Below are 19,421 nucleotides of genomic sequence, written 5' to 3' on the forward strand. Positions count from 1 at the left end.
GAATGACATCCACATCGGCGGTCGTAGTCGGCGGCGGCGCGACGGGGACCGGCATCGCCCGCGAGTTGGCGACGCGAGGGGTGGACGTGACGCTCGTCGAACGTGGCCGCCTCGCGGACGGGGCCAGCGGTGCGATGCACGGGCTCTGTCACTCGGGGGCCCGCTACGCCGTCTCCGACCCCGAATCGGCCCGTGCCTGCATCGCGGAGAACCGCGTCCTCCGGGAGATAGCGCCACACTGTCTGGAGGACACGGGCGGGCTGTTCGTCTCGCTCCCGTCGGACCCCGACGGCTACCTCGGCGACCTCGAAACAGCCTGCCGCGACTGTGACATCCCGGTCGAACGGCTCGACGGGGCGGCCGCCCGCGAGCGGGAACCGGCGCTCGCGCCCGACGTCGAGGCCGCGCTCGCGGTGCCCGACGCCGCCGTCGACCCGGTTCGGCTGGTCGCGGCGACCGCACTCGCGGCTGAAGATGCGGGCGCGGACATCCGCGACCGGACGGCCGTGACCGACGTGCTCGTCGAGGGGGACCGCGCCGTCGGCGTCGAACTCGACGCCGACGAACGGCTCCGGGCCGACTGTATCGTCAACGCCGGCGGCGCGTGGGCCGGGCAGGTGGCCGCGCTCGCGGACGTCGATGTGTCGATGGCGCCCTCACGGGGCGCGATGGCCGTCGTCGACCGGTGTGTCGACGCCGTCGTGAACCGCTGTCGGCCGAAGACGTCCGGCGACATCGTGGTGCCCAGCGGCTCGGCGGCCATCCTCGGGACGACCGACGTGGCCGTCGACGACCCCGACGACTACCCGACCGAGGAGTGGGAACTCGACCTCCTGTTCGAGGAACTGTCGCCGGTGGTGCCCGCGCTGGCCGAGGCGGACCTCGACGGCGCCTACTGGGGCGTCCGGCCGCTGTACGAACCGAACGCCGACGCGGACGGGCCGACGGCGCTCTCGCGGGGGTTCAGTCTCCTCGACCACGCCGACCGCGACGGCCGGCCGGGGCTGGTCAGCGTCGTCGGCGGGAAACTGACGACGTACCGGGCGATGGCCGAGGCGACGGCGGACCTCGTCGCGGACCGGTTGGGCGTCGACGCCGACTCGGTGACCACGGAGCGGCCGCTTCCGGGCCACGACGACCCCGCACGGCTCGATGCGGCGCTCGACCGGTTCGACCTCGACGGGTTGACGGACCGACACGCCTGACCGGCGCGTCCGACCGCCAGTCGTGACGGCGGCCACGTCCGCCCGTTTCGGTGGCTTTTACCTCGGACCCCGCGACCGCTCGACCATGAGCGACGACGAAGACTACCGCGTCGAACAGGACAGCCTCGGGGAGATGCAGGTGCCCGCGGACGCCTACTGGGGGGCACAGACCCAGCGCGCCGTCGAGAACTTCCCCATCTCGGGTATCACCTTCTCGCGGCGGTTCGTCCGCGCGCTCGGCATCGTGAAGAAGGCCGCCGCGCAGGCGAACAACGACCTCGGCTTACTGGACGACGAGCAGGCCGACGCCATCGTCGCGGCGGCCGACGAGGTCATCGCCGGCGACCACGACGACCAGTTCCCGGTCGACGTGTTCCAGACCGGCTCCGGCACCTCCTCGAACATGAACGCCAACGAGGTCATCGCCAACCGTGCGGCGGAGATACTCGGCAAGGAGATCGGCGACCGGGTCGTCCACCCGAACGACCACGTCAACTACGGCCAGTCGTCGAACGACGTCATTCCGACGGCGATGCACGTCGCCTCGCTGGAGGCCGCCGAGAAGGACCTCCTACCCGCGCTGGAGACGCTCGCGGACGCGCTCGGCGAGAAGGAAGAGGAGTTCGACGACGTGGTCAAGACGGGCCGCACGCACCTCCAGGACGCCACCCCCGTCCGTCTCGGCCAGGAGTTCGGCGGCTACCGCACCCAGGTCGAGAAGGGCATCGCGCGGGTCGAGGACAGCCGCGACCGCCTCGCGGAACTCGCGCTCGGCGGGACGGCCGTCGGCACGGGGCTGAACACCCATCCCGAGTTCCCCGAGAGGGCCGCCGACTACATCGCCGAGGAGACCGGCATCGCGTTCCGCGAGGCCGACGACCACTTCGAGGCGCAGGCGGCTCACGACGCGATGAACGAGGCCCACGGCGCACTGCGGACGGTCGCGGGCAGTCTCAACAAGATAGCCAACGACCTCCGTCTGCTGGCGTCCGGCCCGCGCAACGGCCTCGGCGAAATCGACCAGCCGGAGAACCAGCCCGGTTCCTCCATCATGCCAGGGAAAATCAACCCGGTCGTCGCGGAGGCCGTCAACCAGGTCCACAAGCAGGTCGTCGGCAACGACGCCGCCGTCAACGCGGGCGCCGCCGAGGGGCAGATAGACCTCAACCTCTACAAGCCAGTGCTGGCGCACAACTACCTCGAATCGGCCCACCTGCTGACGAACGCCAGCGAGACGTTCGCCGAGCGGTTCGTCGCCAAACTGGAGGCCGACGAGGAGACCTGCGAGGCGCAGGTCGAGCAGTCGATGGCGCTGGCGACGGCGCTCAACCCGACCATCGGCTACGACAAGGCCTCGAAGGTCGCGAAGAAGGCGCTCGACGAGGGGAAGACCGTCAAACAGGTCGTCGTCGAGGAGGGCTACCTCTCCGAGGAGGAGGCCGAGGAGGTGCTCGACCCCGAGAAGATGACCCACCGGGTCATCCTCGGGGACGACTGAGGTCGGTCGCAGTCGCGTTCACCGCGGTGGTCGGCGAGGTCGCGGCCGTCGCCGTCTCCGTCGAGCCGTTCGCCCACGGAGGCGGCGTCACGCTGGCCGGCGGCGAACCGAGCCGGTACGTGGCGAAGTTGACCCGACCGTTGCGCACGTACAGCGCGTCGAACCGGCGGACGACGCCCGTCGACGAGACCATCGCCGTCACCCGGTAGTCGACACCCTCGACGGCGCGGCTCCCGTTGCCCCGAACCAGCGCGCTCCCGTTGTCGAACGCCCGGACGCTCGCCGTCCCCACCGCGAGATACTGGCCCACCACGTCGCCCGCGAGCCGCGCCCCGTACGCGGTGTCGTTGGGGCGGAACGGCCGGCGGCTCGTGCCGTTCCCCGTCCTGAACAGGACCCGGTCGGAGTCGGCGTAGCGGGCACGCTGGAACGTCGTGACCGAGAGACCGCCGCCCCGTTCGGTGAGCCGCTGTCTGACCACGCTGTACCGGCGGGGACCGGTCGCCTCGACGGTGACCCGAGGCCCGACGTACACCGCGCCGAGACCCGGCTCCGGCCGGCCGATGCGGCGGTCGAACTGGTACCGGTAGCTCGACCCTCGTAGTGCGCGCTCGTGGGCGGCCGACAGTGCCGTCGCGTTCACGGACCGTTCGCGGAGCCCCGGCGGGTACTGGGTCGGGTCCTCTGTCGGCACCGGCGCGGGCGTCACCGACGGGCGGGGCGACGAGACGGCGTCCGGGCCGGTGACCCCACCACACCCCGCGAGCAGAAGCGCCGCGACGACGAGAAGCGCCCGTCTCACGCCTCCCTTTCCGGCGGCCGCGGCAAGTGCCCGCGAGTTCCGGCCCGTGTTGCCGCCATCCCGGTCGAGCCGTCACAGGTGGCCGTGACATCTGCCGAAAGGCGCAGGCGAATCCCGTCGACGCCCGTGCGGTCGTCCATGGCAACGGAGACTGCAGGGTCGGCCTCGGGCACGGAGGCCACGCAGGTGGCGATGGTCGACCCACGGGCCCCCCGGTTCGGGCAGACGGTTACGGCGGCGGGAATGGCGGCGTTTCTGGCGACGCGGAACCCCGCGCCGCTGTTCGCCGTCGCGGCCGTCCTCGCCGTGAGCCTCCTGTCGGGCTGGCGGCTCGACCTCTACGGGTTCTTCTGGAAACGCGTGATGGTGCCGTTCGTGGGGGCACCCGACGAGCGTGAAGCCGCCTCGCCACACCGCTTCGCCAAACTGATGGGTGCGACGTTCACCGTCGCGGCGAGCGCGCTGTGGCTCGCTGACCTCGCGCTCGCGGCGCTCCTCGTCGCCGCGATGGTGGGCACACTCGCGGCCGTCGCCGCCGCGCTCGACCTCTGTGTCGGCTGTCGGATGTACCGCCAGGTGCGGTTCTTCCGCGAGTTGGGCGTCGTCTGAGCCTGGAGGACTTTTCTCCCTCGCGGTCGACGGACGGGGTATGCACGACGTCCCCCACGAGACAGTCGCTCGCCTCGCCCGCGGGCTCACCGAGACGGACGCGGTCATCGACGAGATGGACGCCCGCGCCGACCAGGCGGGGTTCCCGACCGTCGGCCCGGAGGTGGGCGCGTGGCTCCGCCTGCTCGCGCGGATGGTCGACGCCGAGCGCGTGTTCGAGTTCGGGTCGGGGTTCGGCTACTCGGCCTACTGGTTCGCCGATGCCCTGCCCGCCGACGGCGAACTCGTCTTGACCGAGGTGGACGAGAGCGAACTCGAGGACGCCCGCGAGTATCTGGAGCGGGGTGGCTACGCCGACCGCTGTCGGTTCGAGCACGGCGACGCGCTCGACGTTGTCGAGCGGTACGACGGGCCGTTCGACGCGGTGCTCATCGACCACGACAAGGAACGCTATCCGGACGCGTTCGAGGCCGTCCGCGGGAAGGTCGCCCCCGGCGGCGTCGTGCTCGTCGACAACGCCATCACCGCGGGGCCGCTGGACGTCGACGGCATCCTCGCGGGCCTGGAGGGCCGGGAGTACGACGCCGACGACGCAACGCAGGGGGTCGCGGACCTGCTGGTGGCGATGCGTGACGACCCCGCCTTCGAGACGGTCCTCCTGCCGCTTGGCGAGGGGGTCGCCGTCGGCTACCGCGTGGACTGACGCCGTACTGCGGCGTCGCCCACTCGTGGCAGATTACTGGCAAATACCCGCCGGCATACGACGGTAGGCCGTTCATGCGGGTGGCAAGAATGAAGGCACGCGCGACCCGACTCCCTCACGCTATGCCAGGCGGACACGACCAGACACTGCGACCGTTCCTGTGGCGCGCGGAGAACCTCTATGCCGACACCGAAATCGTCTCCCGCAACCACGACGGGATGCAGCGGTACACGTACGGCGAGTACGCCGACCGAGCGGCCAAACTCGCCAACGCGCTCGACGAGCACGGAATCGAGCAGGGCGACCGGGTAGCGACGTTCTGCTGGAACACCAGCCGCCACTTCGAGACGTACTTCGCCGTACCCACTATCGGCGCACAGCTTCACACCATCAACCCGCTCCTCCCGGACGACCACATCCGGTTCATCGTCGACAACGCCGACGACGAACTCGTGTTCGTCGACCCATCGCTGGCCGAGAAACTGGCGGGCGCGGCCGCCGACAGCGAGGAGTTCGAGGGCGTCGACTTCGTGCTGATGGGCGAGGAGGTGCCCGAGGGCATCGACGCCGTCGCCTACGAGGAGTTCATCGCGGACCAGCCGACCGACTACGACTGGCCCGACATCGACGAGGACCAGCCGGCGGGGATGTGTTACACCTCCGGCACCACCGGGCGGCCGAAGGGCGTCGAGTACACCCACCAGATGCTCTGGAGCCACACGATGGCGACGCTCACGCCGCAGGGCATCCCGATGGCCGACGACGACGTCGTGATGCCGGTCGTCCCGATGTTCCACGTCAACGCCTGGGGGATGCCGTTCACGGCGACGGCGGGCGGGTCGAAACACGTCTACCCCGGCCCCTCGCCCGAACCGGAGGACATCGCCTCGCTCATCGAGGAGGAGGGCGTCACCGTCACCGCGGGCGTCCCGACGGTGTGGCTCGGCCTGATGGACTACTGCAAGGAGAACGACGTCGACCTCTCGACGCTCGATACGGTCATCGTCGGCGGCTCCGCGGCCCCCGAGTCGATGATTCGCTGGTTCGACGACCGCGGCGTCGAACTGCTCCACGCGTGGGGCATGACCGAGATGTCGCCCATCGGGAGCGTCTCTCATCTCAAGGGCAACCTCGAGGACGAGGCGTACGACACCCAGGTCGAGAAGCGGGCCAAGCAGGGAATCATGGTGCCCGGCCTCGAGTTCAAGGTCATCGACGAGGACGGCGAGCGCATCGAGTGGGACGGCGAGGAGTTCGGCGAACTGTACGTCCGCGGCCCCTGGGTCACCAAGGAGTACTTCCAGCGGCCCGAGGCCAACGAGGAGGACTTCGAGGACGGCTGGCTCAAGACCGGCGACGTGGTCACGGTCGACCCCGACGGCTATCTGAAGATAGTCGACCGCGCGAAGGACGTCATCAAGTCCGGCGGCGAGTGGATTTCGTCGGTGGAACTGGAGAACGCCATCATGGCCCACGACGACGTGGCGGAGGCGACCGTCATCGGCGTCCCCCACGAGAAGTGGCAGGAGCGGCCGGTCGCGTTCGTCGTGCCCGGCGAGGACGCCGACCGCGACACCCTGGTCGACGAGGTGTACGACATGCTCCGCGAGGACTACCCCAAGTGGTGGCTCCCGGACGACATCGAGTTCATCGAGGAGGTGCCCAAGACCGCCACGGGCAAGTTCTCGAAGAAGGACCTCCGCGAGGAGTACGCCGACCAGTCGCTCGTCGAGGGTAACGTCCCCGAGGACGCCGCCCCCGAGTCCGACGACTGACGCCGTTTCTCCCCGTTTTTCGTCCGCCGAGCAACTGCCGGACACCTATCATGTCATGCGGTACCGTTCCACAGATTAACGTTTCAGTCCGGCGCTCCAACCGCCGCCGATGCTCGATGCGCACTACGAGCAGGTGCGGCGGACCCGTGGCTACGACCCGGTCGAGGTGGCGGTCGGCGGCCTCTCTGTCGAGGCCGCACACCGGCGGTTCGCGTTCGTCGAGGACGCGGACGCGCTGGCGGCCGCGACGCCCGCCGAGACGCTCGTCTCCGTCGGCGTTTCGCTGACGGGGACGCCCCACGTCGGCACCGTCGGCCAACTGGCCACCGCGGTCACGCTCCAGCGGGCGGGGTTCGACGTCCAACTCGTTCTCGCGGACCTGGTCGTCTACAACAGCCGCGGGGTCGACCTCCAGACGGTGCAGACCCGGGCCGCCCGCTACCGCACGCTCGCCCGCGAGTGCGGCTTCGACCCTGCCGAGGGTCGCCTCGTCGTGCAGAGCGAGGACCCCGACCTCGCTCGCACGGCGTTTCTGCTGGCCCCGGACTACACGGGCGAGCGGGCGGAACCGGAGTACGACCCGACGGCGTTCGAGAAACGGCTCGACGCGGCGTACGACGACGTCGACCCCGGCGACGACGTGAGCGACCTCTCCGGGGAACTCGCTGGCCTGCTTCTGGTCGCGGACACCGTCCGCCCGCTGATGGACGACGACTACGAGCGGGTCCTGCTCGTCGGCGGCGCGGACAACGTCGGGCTGGCCCGCGAACTCGACGCGGTGCGGGCCCGCGCCGACGTCGCGGGGGAAATCGTCGGGCTCTACACCCGCCTCGTCCCCGGCCGCGACGGCGCGCCGAAGATGTCCAAGAGCCTCCCCGGGTCGGACGTCAATCTCGCCATGTCGCCCGGCCGCATCAGGGAGGCAGTCGTGAACGCGGACGACGCGGCGGCGGACGCCACCGCTCGACTCCTGCCGCCGCTGGTGCCGGCCGGGAGCGCGACCCGTGACGACTGTGCCGACGTGTTCGCCCGTCTCGCCGAGGCGTGGCGGGCGACGAGTGCCACCGGATAGCTAAAGGGAGGGCGGGAAGTATCCCGTCGCAGGATGCACGGGGTCCCGCTCGTCGTCGACCAACTGACCGGGCTGTTCGGCTCGAACGTCGTCGTGAACGGGTTCATCGGCGGCGTCGTCATCGCCGGACTCAACCTGCTCGGGGCGTCGCTCGTGTTCGTCTGGCGGGACCCCTCCGAGCGCGCGCTCGACGCGGCGCTCGGCTTCGCCGCGGGCGTGATGCTCGCGGCGGCGTTCACGAGCCTCATCATCCCCGGCATCGAGACGTACTCGAACGGCGACCCGCTCCCGGTGCTGGTCGGCGTCGCACTGGGTGCGCTGTTCCTGGACCGCTCGGACGTGCTCGTCCCGCACGCCCACTACCTGCTTTCGGGCCGACGGCGCACCGACGCCGCGAATCCGAGCGACGACCTCCCCATCGACGACGACCGCCTGTCGGGCGTCGTGCTGTTCATCCTCGCCATTACGCTCCACAACATGCCCGAAGGACTCGCCGTTGGCGTCGGCTTCGGGAGCGGCGACCCCGCCACCGCGATTCCGCTGATGCTCGCCATCGGCATCCAGAACATCCCCGAGGGGCTGGCGGTGTCGGTCGCGGCCATCAACGCCGGCCTCGACCGCCGGTTCTACGCCGCCGTCGCGGGCATCCGGTCGGGCATCGTCGAGATACCGCTGGCGGTGCTCGGCGCGTACGCCGTCGCCACGGTGTCTGCCCTGCTCCCGTACGCGATGGGGTTTGCCGCGGGCGCGATGCTGTTCGTCATCAGCGACGAAATCGTCCCCGAGACCCACACTCGCGGCTACGAGCGGGTCGCCACGCTCGGCACGCTCGCGGGCGTCATCGTGATGCTGTATCTCGATATCTCGCTGGGGTAGCGCCCGGAACGTTCATCATCGGGCGCCGATTGCTCCCGTCGTGGTCAGTCCTCGCCCGCTCTACGTCGCTCTCCTCGTGGGCTGTCTGCTCGTCGCGGGGTGTAGCGGCACGCCCGTCTCGTCCGACAGTCCGTCGCCCGAACCAGTCACGAGCCCTGCGCCCGTCCCGAACGGAACGTCGACGCCCGAAGCCCTCGCGCCCGGCCTGACGAGGGGCGGCGTCGTCGACGCCGAGCGACTGTCCGGGGCCCACGACGCCTATCTGCGGAACCGCTCGCATCGGCGGACGATACGTACCGTCTACCGGTTCTCGAACGGCACCGTCCTGTACGCCCGGACGTTCACGCACCGCGAGTCCCCGACCGCGGACCGGCGGCTGTTCGTCTACGATGTGTCGGGTCACCGTCTCCCCCCGGACAGCCCGCATTTCACCTCTCATACCGAGTGGATGAACGAGACGCTGAAGCTAGTTCGCCTCGTGAACGACGACGCGGTTCACTACCGTCGCGACGAGGCGCGCGAGTATCCGAACCGGGGCCGCGGCGGGAGCGTCGCACGCTTCCTCGCGGACCAGGACCCGCGGGTCGCGGGAAAGCGGCAGGCCAACGGCACCACGGAGTACGTCCTCGTCGCCCGCGACATCGAGGACGTTCGCAAGCAGGTGAACGTCACCGTGACGGGGGACTACCGGCTCGTCGCCGTCGTCACCCGCGAGGGACTCGTCCGGTCGATGCGCGTCACGGCCGAGGGGCGCTATCGGGGCGCCCCGGTCCGCCTCCGGACCGCGTTCGTCGTCACGGACGTCGGAAACGTCAGCGTCGGGCGGCCGGCGTGGCTGACAGAGGCGCTGAACGCGACGCGGTCGGCCGACGAGGACCCCACGTTCGTCGACCAGCCGACGACCACCGTGACGGTGACGCCGGCGGACAGTTAAGCCCGGGGCGCCTCTACGGCCGGTATGGCAGACGTGGACGTCCACCTGCTCGACCGCGGCCGCATCGAAGCCGACGCCAACTTCGTCCTCGACGGGTCGACGGTCGCCACCGCCTCGAACCCGAACCCGGACCTCCGCTACGAGGAGTTCCTGGTGTGGAACCTCGTGATAGACCACCCGAAGGGGACGGTGCTGTGGGACACCGGCTCGCATCCCGAGGCGGGCGACGACTACTGGCCCGCGCCGCTGTACGAGGCGTTCGCCCACGTCGACGCCGGCGAACACGACCTGGAGGACGACCTCGCGGCCGCGGGCTACGCCCTCGACGACATCGACGCCGTGGTGATGAGCCATCTGCATCTCGACCACGCCGGGGGACTGTACCACTTCGAGGGGACCGACACGCCGGTGTACGTCCACGCCCGCGAACTGGAGTACGCGTACCGCTCCGGCAACACCGACACCGGGAGCGTCGCCTACTTCCCGCCGGATTTCGACCGCGAGTTGAACTGGTCGGTCGTGCGCGGCGACCACCTGTTGTACGAGGATTTCCGGCTGTTGCATCTGCCGGGTCACACGCCCGGCCTGCTCGGCGCGAGAATCGACCGCGGCGACGAGACGCTCCTCGTGGCGGGCGACGAGGCGTACTGGCAGGAGAACTACGACGGCCAGTCGATGGCCGCCTCGTTGCTGTGGGACAACCGAGCGTGGCGCGAGAGCCTCGACCGGCTCCACGAACTCGAACTCGAACACGACGCTGACGTGCTGTTGGGCCACGACACGGCGATGCTCGACCGGTTCGGGGAGACGTGGTGACCGGCCCGGCGACGGTCAGTCGGACGGCGAGCGTTCGGCGGCCGGCGACTCGGCCGCAGAGTCGGTGTCCGGGGACGGCGTCCCGCCGGTGCCGTCGGTGAAGCGTGCCCAGACTGCCAGCGCCGCCGGCAGGACGAACAGCGACGCGATGAACGAGTAGACAACCGACAGGCCGGTGAGCGTGCCGAACTGGCCGATTGCCGGGAACACCGACAGCACGAGCGTCCCGATGCCGAACACGGTGGTGAGCATCGAGCCGGCGAGCGCGCCGCCCGTACCACGGACAGTCCGGTCGAGCGCCTCGTACAGCGGGCGCTCGTGGTACTCGTCGACGAAGCGGTGGGTGATGTGGACCGAGTAGTCGATGCCGAGACCGATGGTGATGGCGAGGATGGTCGCGGTGAACGCGTTAAACGAGATGCCGAACAGCCGCATCGACCCCGCGATGAACGCGACGGTGACGACGATGGGGAACAGGTTCGCCAGCCCCAGCGTCGGCTCCCCCTCGATGACCCAGTAGATGGCGACGAGGAACAGCGCCGTCCCCACGAGCGCGGCGACGAGCGACTGAATCGCCGACCGGAGGATGAGGTCCGAGATGGACTCGAACACGACCACGGAGCCCGTGGCGGTCGCCTCGAACCGGTAGCGGTCGGCCACCGTCCGTGCGTCGGCCGTTATCTCCGCCTGGCTGGCGCTGGACTCGACGGTGTAGACGACCTGTGCGCTCCGCCGGTCGGCGGTCATGTAGTTGAGCGCGCGGTCGCGTGCCGGCGAGTCGAGCAGGTAGTCGTACACCGTATCGAGGTTGTCGTCCGGGATGCCGTCGTCGTCGATGTCGTTTCGCGCGACCAGTTCGCGGAACTCGGGGTCCTGCCGCTGGTAGTCGCGGATGACCGTGACGATGCTCGTCGACTGCGCGTGGCCCCCGTCCGTGACGAACGAGCTAGGTGGGTCGTCGCCGGCCCTGTAGATGGACTCCAGCGCCGGGTCCCGTGACAGCGGCCCCTCCACGTACACCGTGACGGAGTCGCTCTGCCCGGACTCGAACTCCTCCTCGAGGAAGTTCGTCACCGCGGTCACCGAGTACTCCGACGGTGCGAACGGCTCGGGGAGCGACGTCAGGTAGTCGGGGTTCTCCTCGGGCGGGAGGAAGTCGTCGTTCGAGAAGGAGGTGTCGACCCCCGTCGCGTAGAACGCCATCCCCCCGGACGCGACGAGCGTGAGCAGGAGGAACGGCACCGCGAACCGCCGGGCGAGGGGGACGCCGCCGGAGAGCAGACGCCCCAGCGTCGACCCCTCGTTGCCGAGCGGCGTCGTCGAGAACGTCGGGATGGGGTACTCCTGTCTGAGCCGGTCGAGTTCAACCTTCGCCGCGGGGAGGAACACGCCGAACACCAGCGACGTGAACGTGATGCCGACCGCCGCGACGATGCCGAAGTCCTGAATCGGCGGCAGGTCCGACAGGAGGTTCGCCCCGAACCCGATGACGGTCGTCCCGGTGACGATGCCGAACGCGACGAGCAGTTGGTCGGTGGTCGTCCGCATCGCGGGCGCGAGGTCGACGCCCCGCTCGCGTTCCTCGCGATAGCGGTTCACCGTGTGGATGCCGAAGTCGATGCCCACCGCCAGCAACAGCGGCGGCACAGCGATGAGTATCTGGTTGAAGGGGATGCCGGCCAGCCCCATGAACCCGAACGTCCAGACGATGGTCATCGCCAGCGCGAGCACGCCGAGCAACAGGTCCGCGAGGTCACGGTAGGAGATGACGAGGAACAGCAGGATGAACACCACCGCCGCGGGGACGACGATGATCAGCGAGTCGACGATGACGCTGGAGAACTCCTGGGCGATGATTCCGGAGCCGAACACGCGGATGTCGCCGGCGCCCTGGACGCTGTCGACGACGAGTTGCATCCGTTGCTGTATCGGCGTCAGCGGCGAGGCGCCGCCCTGTCCCGAACCGCCCGAGATGCCCGCCGGAACTTCGTGGGTGACGACCCCGATGGTCGCCGAGGCGCAGGCACACTCCCGGTTGAAGTCCCTCGAAACCAGCCCCGAGAACTGCGGGTTGCGCTCGGCGGCGGTTCGAACCGCGGCGTCTATCTCGCCGTCAGTCGCGGATTCGACGGCGCGTATCTGTGCCCCCGGCGACCGCGCGGAGGGGTCGAGCGTCGTCGCCACGATAGTCGCGGCGCTCGACGTGGACGTGACCCGAAGCGAGTCGTGACCGGCCGCTCGCTCCTGTACCTCGAGCATCCGCAACAGCGCCGGCTTCCCGAGCACGTTGTTGCCCGACTGTATCAGCTGTGTCGTCCCCGAGTCGTCCGAGAAGGACGGCGAGAACTTCTGGTTGACCTGCTGGAACGCCTTCTCCGCGGGGATGTCCTGGGAGAACGCCGACGTGCCGGCGTCCGTCGACACCGCGCCGAGGCCGACGGCGAACACGAGAGTCACCAGCAGGAACGCGAGGATGACCAGCCGGGACCGCTCGACGATGTAGTGGTCAGCGCGGTCGATGAGCCGCTGGTAATCCATCTACCGGACCCTGAGCACGCCGCCGATGGCTACCAGCGCGAGCGCCGCAACGCCGACGCCCGCCGCCGTCCCACCGCCGAGGAACAGCAGGCCGCCGCCACCGCTCTCCTCGACGGTCACCGGGAGCCGGTAGGTGTCCGACAGCTTCGTGTCGCCGTCGGGTTCGGTGTACTGGAAGTCGAGCGACACCGGGTACGTCTTCGGCGTGGCCGAGCCCGCGATGGAGACGCCGAACGAGACGGTCGCCGATTCGCCGGGGCCGAGTTCGTCGACGAACGCCTCGTCGTCGTTCGCCGAGACGGGCGAGTCGGCAAACAACTTCGCGGAGACGTCCGACACCGTCTCGTTGCCGGCGTTGGTCACCTCCATGGTGAACCGGCCGCTCGACCCGGCGGAGAACGTCGACTGCTGGACGTCGACGTCGAACGTGTCACGGGCCGGCGCGACGACGCCGCGGACGAACAGCGGGTCGCTCGTGAGCGTCGAGCCGTCGTCGCCCTCGTACTCGACCTCGTAGCTGAACTGCCGGGGGCCGTCGCGGGCCGACGACGACACATCCATGTCGAAACTGAACTGTGCCTGGTCCCCGGCCGCCAGGTCGCCCAGCGCGTACTCCGTCTCGACGGCGTCGACGTTGTTCCCCGTCTCCCGGAGCACCAGCACCGCGTTCTCGACGGTGTCGGGGCCCTGATTGACGAGCGACCCCGAGAGGGTGCCCTCGGCGCCGACGCGGAGGGTCGCCTCGGGACCGGCCACGTCGAACGACTGCTCGGCGGCAGGTTCGACGCCGAGCGTCACCGGGCTGGTCCGGCCCTGTCGACCGTCCGCGCTGGTGAACGACGCCGAGACGTCGACCGGATACGCCCGCCGCTCGACGCCGGCCGCGAACGCCGCCTCCACGGAGACCGACCGGCTCTCGCCCGGAGCCCAGTCACCCACGAACGTCGAGGCGCTGGGCGCGCCTCCGAACGTGAGCGCGCCGTTCGACGAGGACAGCGACACCGTCGCGTCGTGGAGCGTTCTGGAACCGCCGTTCGTGAGTTGGACCGTCACCTCGCCGCTGTCCCCCGGGGCGGCCGTCGTCGAGACGTTCCCCTCGACGAGACGGCTTTCGGCTTCGGGAACGACGCCGGTTCGTTGCGTCTCGGTGGCCTGGTCGCCGTCGCTGTCGGTCCACGACACCGTCGCGGACAGCGGGAGTCGCCGCACCGTGGCGTCGCCCGCGACGCTGGCGCCGACAGTGACCATCCGCGTCTCGCCCGTCTCCCAGTCGCCGACGAACGTCTCCGCGGTGCCGGTGGGGCCGAACGAGAGGTCGGCACTCGTCGACGCGAGCGAGACGGTGGTGTCCTCGGCGGCCGCGGCACCGTCGTTGCGCAACGTCACGGCAACCTGACCGTTACCCCCGACCGCGGCGTCGGTGTCGACGGAGACGACCTCGAACTGGGCGTCTTCGACGACTTTTATCTTCAGGTAGGTGTTGATCCCCCCTCTGTCCTCGAAGTGGTAGCCGCTGTCGCTAATCGAACTGGTGTACGTGTATCTAATCCTGACCGGCAGTCGGTACGTCCCCGGGTCCGCCCCCTCGTCCACGGACAACTCGATTTGGGTGGACGCCGCGCCACGGGGAACGGAGCCGAGCGCGGCCGTCCCGCTCTGGACCTCGACCGGCGCATCACCGCTCCGTACCGTGACGGCGGTGTCACGGGCCGTCGTCACTTCCTGGTTCAGCGTCGGGTTCTGAAGCGACCCGAACTCGATATCACCGGCGTTGACGACGGAGATTTGGAGGCTCGTCGACTCGCCCGGCGACACGCGGTTGTCGGTCGCGTACACCGAGAGGTCGGGTGAGCCGGAGACGGCACCGAGAGATGCGCTCGGAACGACCAGTGCGAGAACGAGTGCGATGACCCCCACACGGCGCAGGATGTGGAGGCTCCGTCGGGTATCCATGGGCGACCTGATGGGTGCCCGATTGATAAGCCCCTGTAAATTACTGACGAGTTTATCAGCGTTTATTCACCGACGCTCCCGAGTCGTCGAAACTGGATGGGTGGCGTTACTGCTCGACGAGTCCGTAGGAGGTCTGGAGGTAGTCGACGAGCCAGTCGACGGTGTCCGGGTCGTACGTCCAGAAACCGTAGAATGCACGCGGTTCCCGCTCCTCGGCCAGCAGGGCGCATTTGTTGACGTCGACGCCGGCCCCGTCGTAGACGACGAACCACGAGTCGCGAATCTCGTCGGCGCGCTCGACGTGGATAGTCATGTCCGTATCGTGTGTGGGGACATCCTGGTCGGGGGCGGCGTACGCGTGGACGTCGAGACCGTCCTTCTCCGCGAGCCGCTGGTAGACGTCCATCTGGGGTTCGAGGATGGAGAGCTTCTGGAACCCGGCGTGGAGTTCACCCTTGCCGAGCCGCCACGCGCGGTCCTCTATCTCCCGTGACGCCGAAATCATCTGCTCGGTGTCGTAGGAGGTGAACAGCGTCTCGTCGAGGTGATCGAGGATGGGTCGGTAGGAGTCGGCCTCGAACCCGGGGTCGGCCTCCCGGTCCTCGGGAAGCACCTCCCCAACGCTGACACCGGTGACGAACTCGCCGTCCTTCGAGAGGACGACGAACGCGCTCGGCTCACCGGACGGCGTCTCCTCGCCCCGGACGGTGAGGTTGCGGTCCCCGAACTGCGCGCGCAACGTGTCCACCGTGTCGGGGTCCGCGTTGAACACTTGGAGGGTCTTCTCGTGGGACTCGACCCCCTCGATCAGTTCGGTCAGCGACATTCGGGTGTCAGGTAGCGGAACGACATTCTCACGTATATAACCCACGGCGACGTATCCAGCGGCTGGGATGTTCTCGCGTGGAGGTCACGACCGGGTGAAACCCGGCGTCTCCGGAGGGACTCGGGACGAGTATTTGTATGGATTAATACTCCTTCATCATGATTATTCTATGCTATTGACTCACAAACCCTTTTGCCCGCCGGAACCGACCGTCCGGTAATGGCGTCGTCCGACGCCGGTGCTACCATGACACAGGACGAACTCATCTGGCGCGTCGCCGGCGGTTCCGGTGACGGAATCGACTCGACGAGCCAGAACTTCACGAAGGCGCTCATGCGGTCCGGGTTGCACGTGTTCACCCACCGCCACTACCCGTCTCGCATCCGCGGTGGCCACACCTACGTCGAGGTCCGGGCCCGCGACGAACCGGTCAAGTCGCGGGGCGACGGCTACAATTTCCTGCTCGCGCTGGGCGACTCGTTCGCCCGGAACCCCCAGGAGGAAGCCTACTACGGCAACGAGGAGGTGAAACCGCTCACGGAGAACCTCGACGACCTCCGCGAGGGCGGCATCATCGTCTACGACACCGGCCTCCTGGAGGAGGAGGACCTCCCCGAGGACTTCGATGAGCGCGCCGAGGCCAACGACTGGCACGTCTACCCCATCGACCTGCGGAGCATCGCCAAGGAGCACGGCCGCGAGGTGATGCGCAACACCGCGGGTGTCGGGGCGAGCGCCGCCCTGCTCGACATGGACCTCTCGTACTTCGAGGAGTTGATGGAAGAGCGGATGCCCGAGGACGTGTTCGAGGCGAACCTCGCGGTGCTGGAGGACGCCTACGAGCAAGTCGAGGGACAGAGCACCGACCACGATATCACCGTTCCGGAGGGCGACCACGACACCGAGCAGGCGCTTCTCTCGGGGTCGAACGCCATCGCGTTCGGCGCGCTCGACGAGGGCTGTCGGTTCATCGCGGGCTACCCGATGACTCCGTGGACGGAGGTGTTCACGCTGATGACCCAGTATCTCCCCGAGTTCGGCGGCGTCGCCGAACAGGTGGAGGACGAAATCGCCGCCGCCTCGCTCGCGCTCGGCGCCTCACACGCCGGCGCGAAGGCGATGTCCGGCTCCTCGGGCGGCGGCTTCGCGCTGATGAGCGAACCGCTCGGCCTCGCGGAGATTACGGAAACGCCCATCGTCCTCGTGGAGGCGACCCGGGCGGGCCCCTCGACGGGGATGCCGACGAAGCCGGAGCAGGGTGACCTCGAGCACGTCCTCTACACGAGTCAGGGCGACTCCTGCCGCGTCGTATTCGCGCCCGCCACGGTGACAGAGGCGTACGAGCAGACCCGGACGGCGTTCGAACTCGCGTACGACTACCAGCTCCCGGCCATCGTGATGTACGACCAGAAGCTGTCGGGCGAACTCCGCAACGTCGACGCCGACTTCTTCGACCGCGAACCGACGGCCGGGCTCGGGTCGACGCTGACGGAAGAGGAGCTGACGGAGGCGGCCCACCACGCCTCCGGCAAGTTCCAGCGGTTCCAGCACGACGCCGAGAACGGCGTGTCGCCCCGCTCGCTCCCCGGCCAGAAGGGCGGCCGGTTCCTCGCGTCGGGCAACGAACACACGCCGGAGGGCCACATCTCCGAGGACCCCGACAACCGGGTCGCCCAGATGAACCGTCGACTCCGGAAACTCGACGACATCCAGGAGAAACTGAACGACCGCGAGCAGACCCACCAGACGCTGTACGACCCCGGCGAGGAGGACGCCACCTACGGCATCCTCACGTACGGGAGCCAGCAGGGCACCGTCGAGGAGGCCGTCGACCGACTCGTCGCGGACGGTCACAGCGTGAAGGCGCTCGGCGTCTCGCAGTTGATGCCGTTCCCGGAGGCGGAGGTGACGGCGTTCCTCGAGTCGGTCGACGAGTGTCTCGTCGTCGAGATGAACGCGACCGCACAGTTCCGCGGACTCGTCCAGCGCGAACTCGGGCAGTACGGCCCGAAGCTGGCGAGTCTGCTGAAGTACAACGGCAACCCGTTCGAACCCGCCGAAATCGTCGACGGCTTCGAGTCGGCTATCGACGGCCAGGAGTTCGAACACACGACCGCCACGCTCCAGAAGGCGGCAGGTGATTGACCATGAGTGCATTCTCAGCCATCGGTGAGGACCGCGAGATAGACCAGAACGAGTTCACCCCCGAAATCGAACCGCAGGCGACGTGGTGTCCGGGCTGTGGCGACTTCGGCGTGCTGAAGGCGCTGAAGGGCGCCGCCGCCGAACTCGGCTTGAACCCCGAGGAGATACTGCTGGTGACGGGCATCGGCTGTTCAGGGAAGCTGTCGTCGTACTTCGAGTCGTACGGCTTCCACTCCATCCACGGCCGGTCGCTCCCGGTCGCCCGGGCCGCCAAACTCGCCAACCCCGAACTGACGGTCATCGCGGCGGGCGGCGACGGCGACGGCTACGGCATCGGCGGCAACCACTTCATGCACACGGCCCGGGAGAACCACGACATGACCTACATCGTGTTCAACAACGAGATATTCGGGCTGACGAAAGGCCAGACCTCCCCGACGAGCCCGAAGGGCCACAAGTCGAAGACCCAGCCGGAGGGCTCCGCGAAGGACCCCATCCGCCCGATGTCGATGGCCCACTCCGCGGGCGCCTCGTACATCGCCCGCACCGCGGCGGTCAACCCGAACCAGGCCAAGGAGATTCTCGTCGAGGCTATCCAGCACGACGGGTTCTCGCACGTCGACTTCCTCACCCAGTGTCCGACCTGGAACAAGGACGCCAAGCAGTACGTCCCCTACATCGACATCCAGCAGAACGACGAGTACGAGTTCGACGTGACGGACCGACGCGAGGCCCACGAGGCGATGTACGAGACCGAGTCGGCGCTGTACGAGGGGAAGGTGCTGACGGGTCGCTACTACCGCGACGACGAGCGCCGCTCGTACCACGAGGAGAAGAAGGCCACCGGCGCCGCGCCGGACCAGCCCATCGCCGAGCAGTACTTCGACAAGGAGCGCGAACCCCGCCGCTCGTACGAACTGCTCGACGCCCACAAGTAGCCTACTCCGTCGCTTTCCCCGTGACGGCGACGACGTTCGTCCCGAGCGCGTACTCGTCGAGCAGTTCGACGGCGCCGAACACCTCTGCCAGCACGTCCAGCGCCCGTTCCTCCTCGTTCCAGTTGCCGAACAGCCGGAAGAACCGGCGGACCAGGGGGTTCAGCACGCGCGCCGGGCCCCGAGGTACGGGCCGGAGTTCGTAGACGGCGAACCTGGCGCCCGGCCGGAGCGCGTCGTGGACGCCGCGGACGGCCGCCGCGATGTCGGGCATCGCCACGAGCGCCGTCGTCGCCACGGCCGCGTCGAACCGCTCGGTCCGGAGCGGCGGGTGCGTGGCGTCGGCCTGCACCACCTCGACGTTCGTCCAGCCCCGCTCCCGGACCCGCTCGCGGGCCCGCTCGACCATCCCGTCGCTCAAATCGAGGCCGACGACGTGGCCGTCGGGACCGACCGACTCGCGGAGCATCTCGAAGTTCACGCCCGGGCCACAGCCGATGTCGAGGACTACATCGCCGCGCTCGATGGCCGCCGCCTCGACCGTCTCCCGTCGGATGCCGGCGGAGTCGCGTTCCACCAGCCCCCACCGACTGCTCCAGAAGTTCCAGCGGCGACGACTGCGCGCCCGCTCCGCCCGTCCGTCCCCGTCGTGCGGTTGCATGTCCCCCTCGAGACTCCCCCGGGCCAAGAGTGGTCCCCCCGAAACTGGCGTCGTCCACTACTCGCGTGAACTG

At 68.9% G+C, this 19,421-nt stretch carries 16 protein-coding genes; 11 read left to right on the forward strand and 5 right to left on the reverse strand.

Annotated elements, in window-relative coordinates; genetic code table 11:
- Nucleotides 1–2: 2 nt before the first annotated feature.
- Nucleotides 3–1,205, forward strand: coding sequence for an FAD-dependent oxidoreductase (locus NL112_RS16570; protein WP_255149962.1), 1,203 nt, complete (start codon nt 3–5; stop codon nt 1,203–1,205).
- 85 nt (nt 1,206–1,290) lie between these two features.
- The gene (locus tag NL112_RS16575) at nt 1,291–2,703 is read left to right on the forward strand and encodes a class II fumarate hydratase (protein WP_255149963.1); all 1,413 of its coding nucleotides are present in this window, start codon (nt 1,291–1,293) and stop codon (nt 2,701–2,703) included.
- Here NL112_RS16575 and NL112_RS16580 read toward each other — a convergent pair.
- Nucleotides 2,684–3,505, reverse strand: coding sequence for a hypothetical protein (locus NL112_RS16580; RefSeq protein ID WP_255149964.1), 822 nt, complete (start codon nt 3,503–3,505; stop codon nt 2,684–2,686). The genes NL112_RS16575 and NL112_RS16580 overlap by 20 nt on opposite strands.
- Before the next feature lie 138 nt (nt 3,506–3,643).
- Here NL112_RS16580 and NL112_RS16585 point away from each other — a divergent pair, with 138 nt between their 5' ends.
- The 7 genes from NL112_RS16585 to NL112_RS16615 all read left to right on the forward strand — a co-directional run bounded on the left by NL112_RS16585 (nt 3,644) and on the right by NL112_RS16615 (nt 10,290).
- Nucleotides 3,644–4,114 carry a DUF4395 domain-containing protein gene (locus NL112_RS16585; RefSeq protein WP_255149965.1) on the forward strand — a complete coding sequence of 157 codons (471 nt, stop codon included), beginning with the start codon at nt 3,644–3,646 and terminating at the stop codon, nt 4,112–4,114.
- Between the two features lie 40 nt (nt 4,115–4,154).
- Nucleotides 4,155–4,817, forward strand: a complete 663-nt coding sequence (locus tag NL112_RS16590) for an O-methyltransferase (RefSeq protein WP_255149966.1) — start codon at nt 4,155–4,157, stop codon at nt 4,815–4,817.
- 122 nt (nt 4,818–4,939) lie between these two features.
- A complete protein-coding gene (locus NL112_RS16595) occupies nt 4,940–6,592 on the forward strand; it encodes a long-chain fatty acid--CoA ligase (protein WP_255149967.1) in 1,653 nt (550 codons plus the stop codon).
- Nucleotides 6,593–6,701: 109 nt separating this feature from the next.
- Nucleotides 6,702–7,664: a nucleotidyl transferase family protein gene (locus NL112_RS16600; protein WP_255149968.1), complete on the forward strand. Its 963-nt coding sequence runs from the start codon at nt 6,702–6,704 to the stop codon at nt 7,662–7,664.
- Between the two features lie 33 nt (nt 7,665–7,697).
- A complete protein-coding gene (locus NL112_RS16605) occupies nt 7,698–8,540 on the forward strand; it encodes a ZIP family metal transporter (RefSeq protein WP_255149969.1) in 843 nt (280 codons plus the stop codon).
- A gap of 40 nt (nt 8,541–8,580) precedes the next feature.
- Nucleotides 8,581–9,474 carry a hypothetical protein gene (locus NL112_RS16610; RefSeq protein WP_255149970.1) on the forward strand — a complete coding sequence of 298 codons (894 nt, stop codon included), beginning with the start codon at nt 8,581–8,583 and terminating at the stop codon, nt 9,472–9,474.
- A gap of 24 nt (nt 9,475–9,498) precedes the next feature.
- On the forward strand, nt 9,499–10,290 hold the full coding sequence (locus NL112_RS16615) for an N-acyl homoserine lactonase family protein (protein WP_255149971.1): 792 nt from the start codon (nt 9,499–9,501) through the stop codon (nt 10,288–10,290).
- A 15-nt stretch (nt 10,291–10,305) separates the two neighbouring features.
- Here the strand turns inward: NL112_RS16615 and NL112_RS16620 are convergent, their stop codons facing one another.
- From NL112_RS16620 to NL112_RS16630, 3 genes are all read right to left on the reverse strand, one after another.
- Nucleotides 10,306–12,828, reverse strand: coding sequence for an efflux RND transporter permease subunit (locus tag NL112_RS16620; RefSeq protein WP_255149972.1), 2,523 nt, complete (start codon nt 12,826–12,828; stop codon nt 10,306–10,308).
- Nucleotides 12,829–14,781 carry a COG1361 S-layer family protein gene (locus NL112_RS16625; protein ID WP_255149973.1) on the reverse strand — a complete coding sequence of 651 codons (1,953 nt, stop codon included), beginning with the start codon at nt 14,779–14,781 and terminating at the stop codon, nt 12,829–12,831. It abuts the gene before it with no gap.
- Between the two features lie 106 nt (nt 14,782–14,887).
- Nucleotides 14,888–15,607: a DICT sensory domain-containing protein gene (locus NL112_RS16630; protein ID WP_255149974.1), complete on the reverse strand. Its 720-nt coding sequence runs from the start codon at nt 15,605–15,607 to the stop codon at nt 14,888–14,890.
- A 246-nt stretch (nt 15,608–15,853) separates the two neighbouring features.
- Between NL112_RS16630 and NL112_RS16635 the strand changes: the two genes are divergently transcribed.
- The gene (locus NL112_RS16635; RefSeq protein WP_255152614.1) at nt 15,854–17,752 is read left to right on the forward strand and encodes a 2-oxoacid:acceptor oxidoreductase subunit alpha; all 1,899 of its coding nucleotides are present in this window, start codon (nt 15,854–15,856) and stop codon (nt 17,750–17,752) included.
- A 2-nt stretch (nt 17,753–17,754) separates the two neighbouring features.
- Complete coding sequence (locus NL112_RS16640; RefSeq protein ID WP_255149975.1) at nt 17,755–18,690, forward strand: thiamine pyrophosphate-dependent enzyme; 936 nt, start codon at nt 17,755–17,757, stop codon at nt 18,688–18,690.
- 1 nt (nt 18,691) lies between these two features.
- On the opposite strand, the gene NL112_RS16645 is transcribed toward NL112_RS16640, so the two are convergent.
- Nucleotides 18,692–19,348: a class I SAM-dependent methyltransferase gene (locus tag NL112_RS16645; protein ID WP_255149976.1), complete on the reverse strand. Its 657-nt coding sequence runs from the start codon at nt 19,346–19,348 to the stop codon at nt 18,692–18,694.
- Nucleotides 19,349–19,421: the final 73 nt, after the last annotated feature.

The organism is Halorarius halobius (genome assembly GCF_024298865.1).
Lineage (GTDB): Archaea > Halobacteriota > Halobacteria > Halobacteriales > Haloarculaceae > Halorarius > Halorarius halobius.

Excerpts from the sequence above, each read along its gene's own strand:
- NL112_RS16570 (WP_255149962.1), top strand. The coding sequence starts at position 3 with ATGACATCCACATCGGCGGTCGTAGTCGGCGGCGGCGCGACGGGGACC.
- NL112_RS16575 (WP_255149963.1), top strand. The coding sequence starts at position 1,291 with ATGAGCGACGACGAAGACTACCGCGTCGAACAGGACAGCCTCGGGGAG.
- NL112_RS16585 (WP_255149965.1), top strand. The coding sequence starts at position 3,644 with ATGGCAACGGAGACTGCAGGGTCGGCCTCGGGCACGGAGGCCACGCAG.
- NL112_RS16590 (WP_255149966.1), top strand. The coding sequence starts at position 4,155 with ATGCACGACGTCCCCCACGAGACAGTCGCTCGCCTCGCCCGCGGGCTC.
- NL112_RS16595 (WP_255149967.1), top strand. The coding sequence starts at position 4,940 with ATGCCAGGCGGACACGACCAGACACTGCGACCGTTCCTGTGGCGCGCG.
- NL112_RS16600 (WP_255149968.1), top strand. The coding sequence starts at position 6,702 with ATGCTCGATGCGCACTACGAGCAGGTGCGGCGGACCCGTGGCTACGAC.
- NL112_RS16605 (WP_255149969.1), top strand. The coding sequence starts at position 7,698 with ATGCACGGGGTCCCGCTCGTCGTCGACCAACTGACCGGGCTGTTCGGC.
- NL112_RS16615 (WP_255149971.1), top strand. The coding sequence starts at position 9,499 with ATGGCAGACGTGGACGTCCACCTGCTCGACCGCGGCCGCATCGAAGCC.
- NL112_RS16620 (WP_255149972.1), bottom strand. The coding sequence starts at position 12,828 with ATGGATTACCAGCGGCTCATCGACCGCGCTGACCACTACATCGTCGAG.
- NL112_RS16625 (WP_255149973.1), bottom strand. The coding sequence starts at position 14,781 with ATGGATACCCGACGGAGCCTCCACATCCTGCGCCGTGTGGGGGTCATC.
- NL112_RS16630 (WP_255149974.1), bottom strand. The coding sequence starts at position 15,607 with ATGTCGCTGACCGAACTGATCGAGGGGGTCGAGTCCCACGAGAAGACC.
- NL112_RS16635 (WP_255152614.1), top strand. The coding sequence starts at position 15,854 with ATGACACAGGACGAACTCATCTGGCGCGTCGCCGGCGGTTCCGGTGAC.
- NL112_RS16640 (WP_255149975.1), top strand. The coding sequence starts at position 17,755 with ATGAGTGCATTCTCAGCCATCGGTGAGGACCGCGAGATAGACCAGAAC.
- NL112_RS16645 (WP_255149976.1), bottom strand. The coding sequence starts at position 19,348 with ATGCAACCGCACGACGGGGACGGACGGGCGGAGCGGGCGCGCAGTCGT.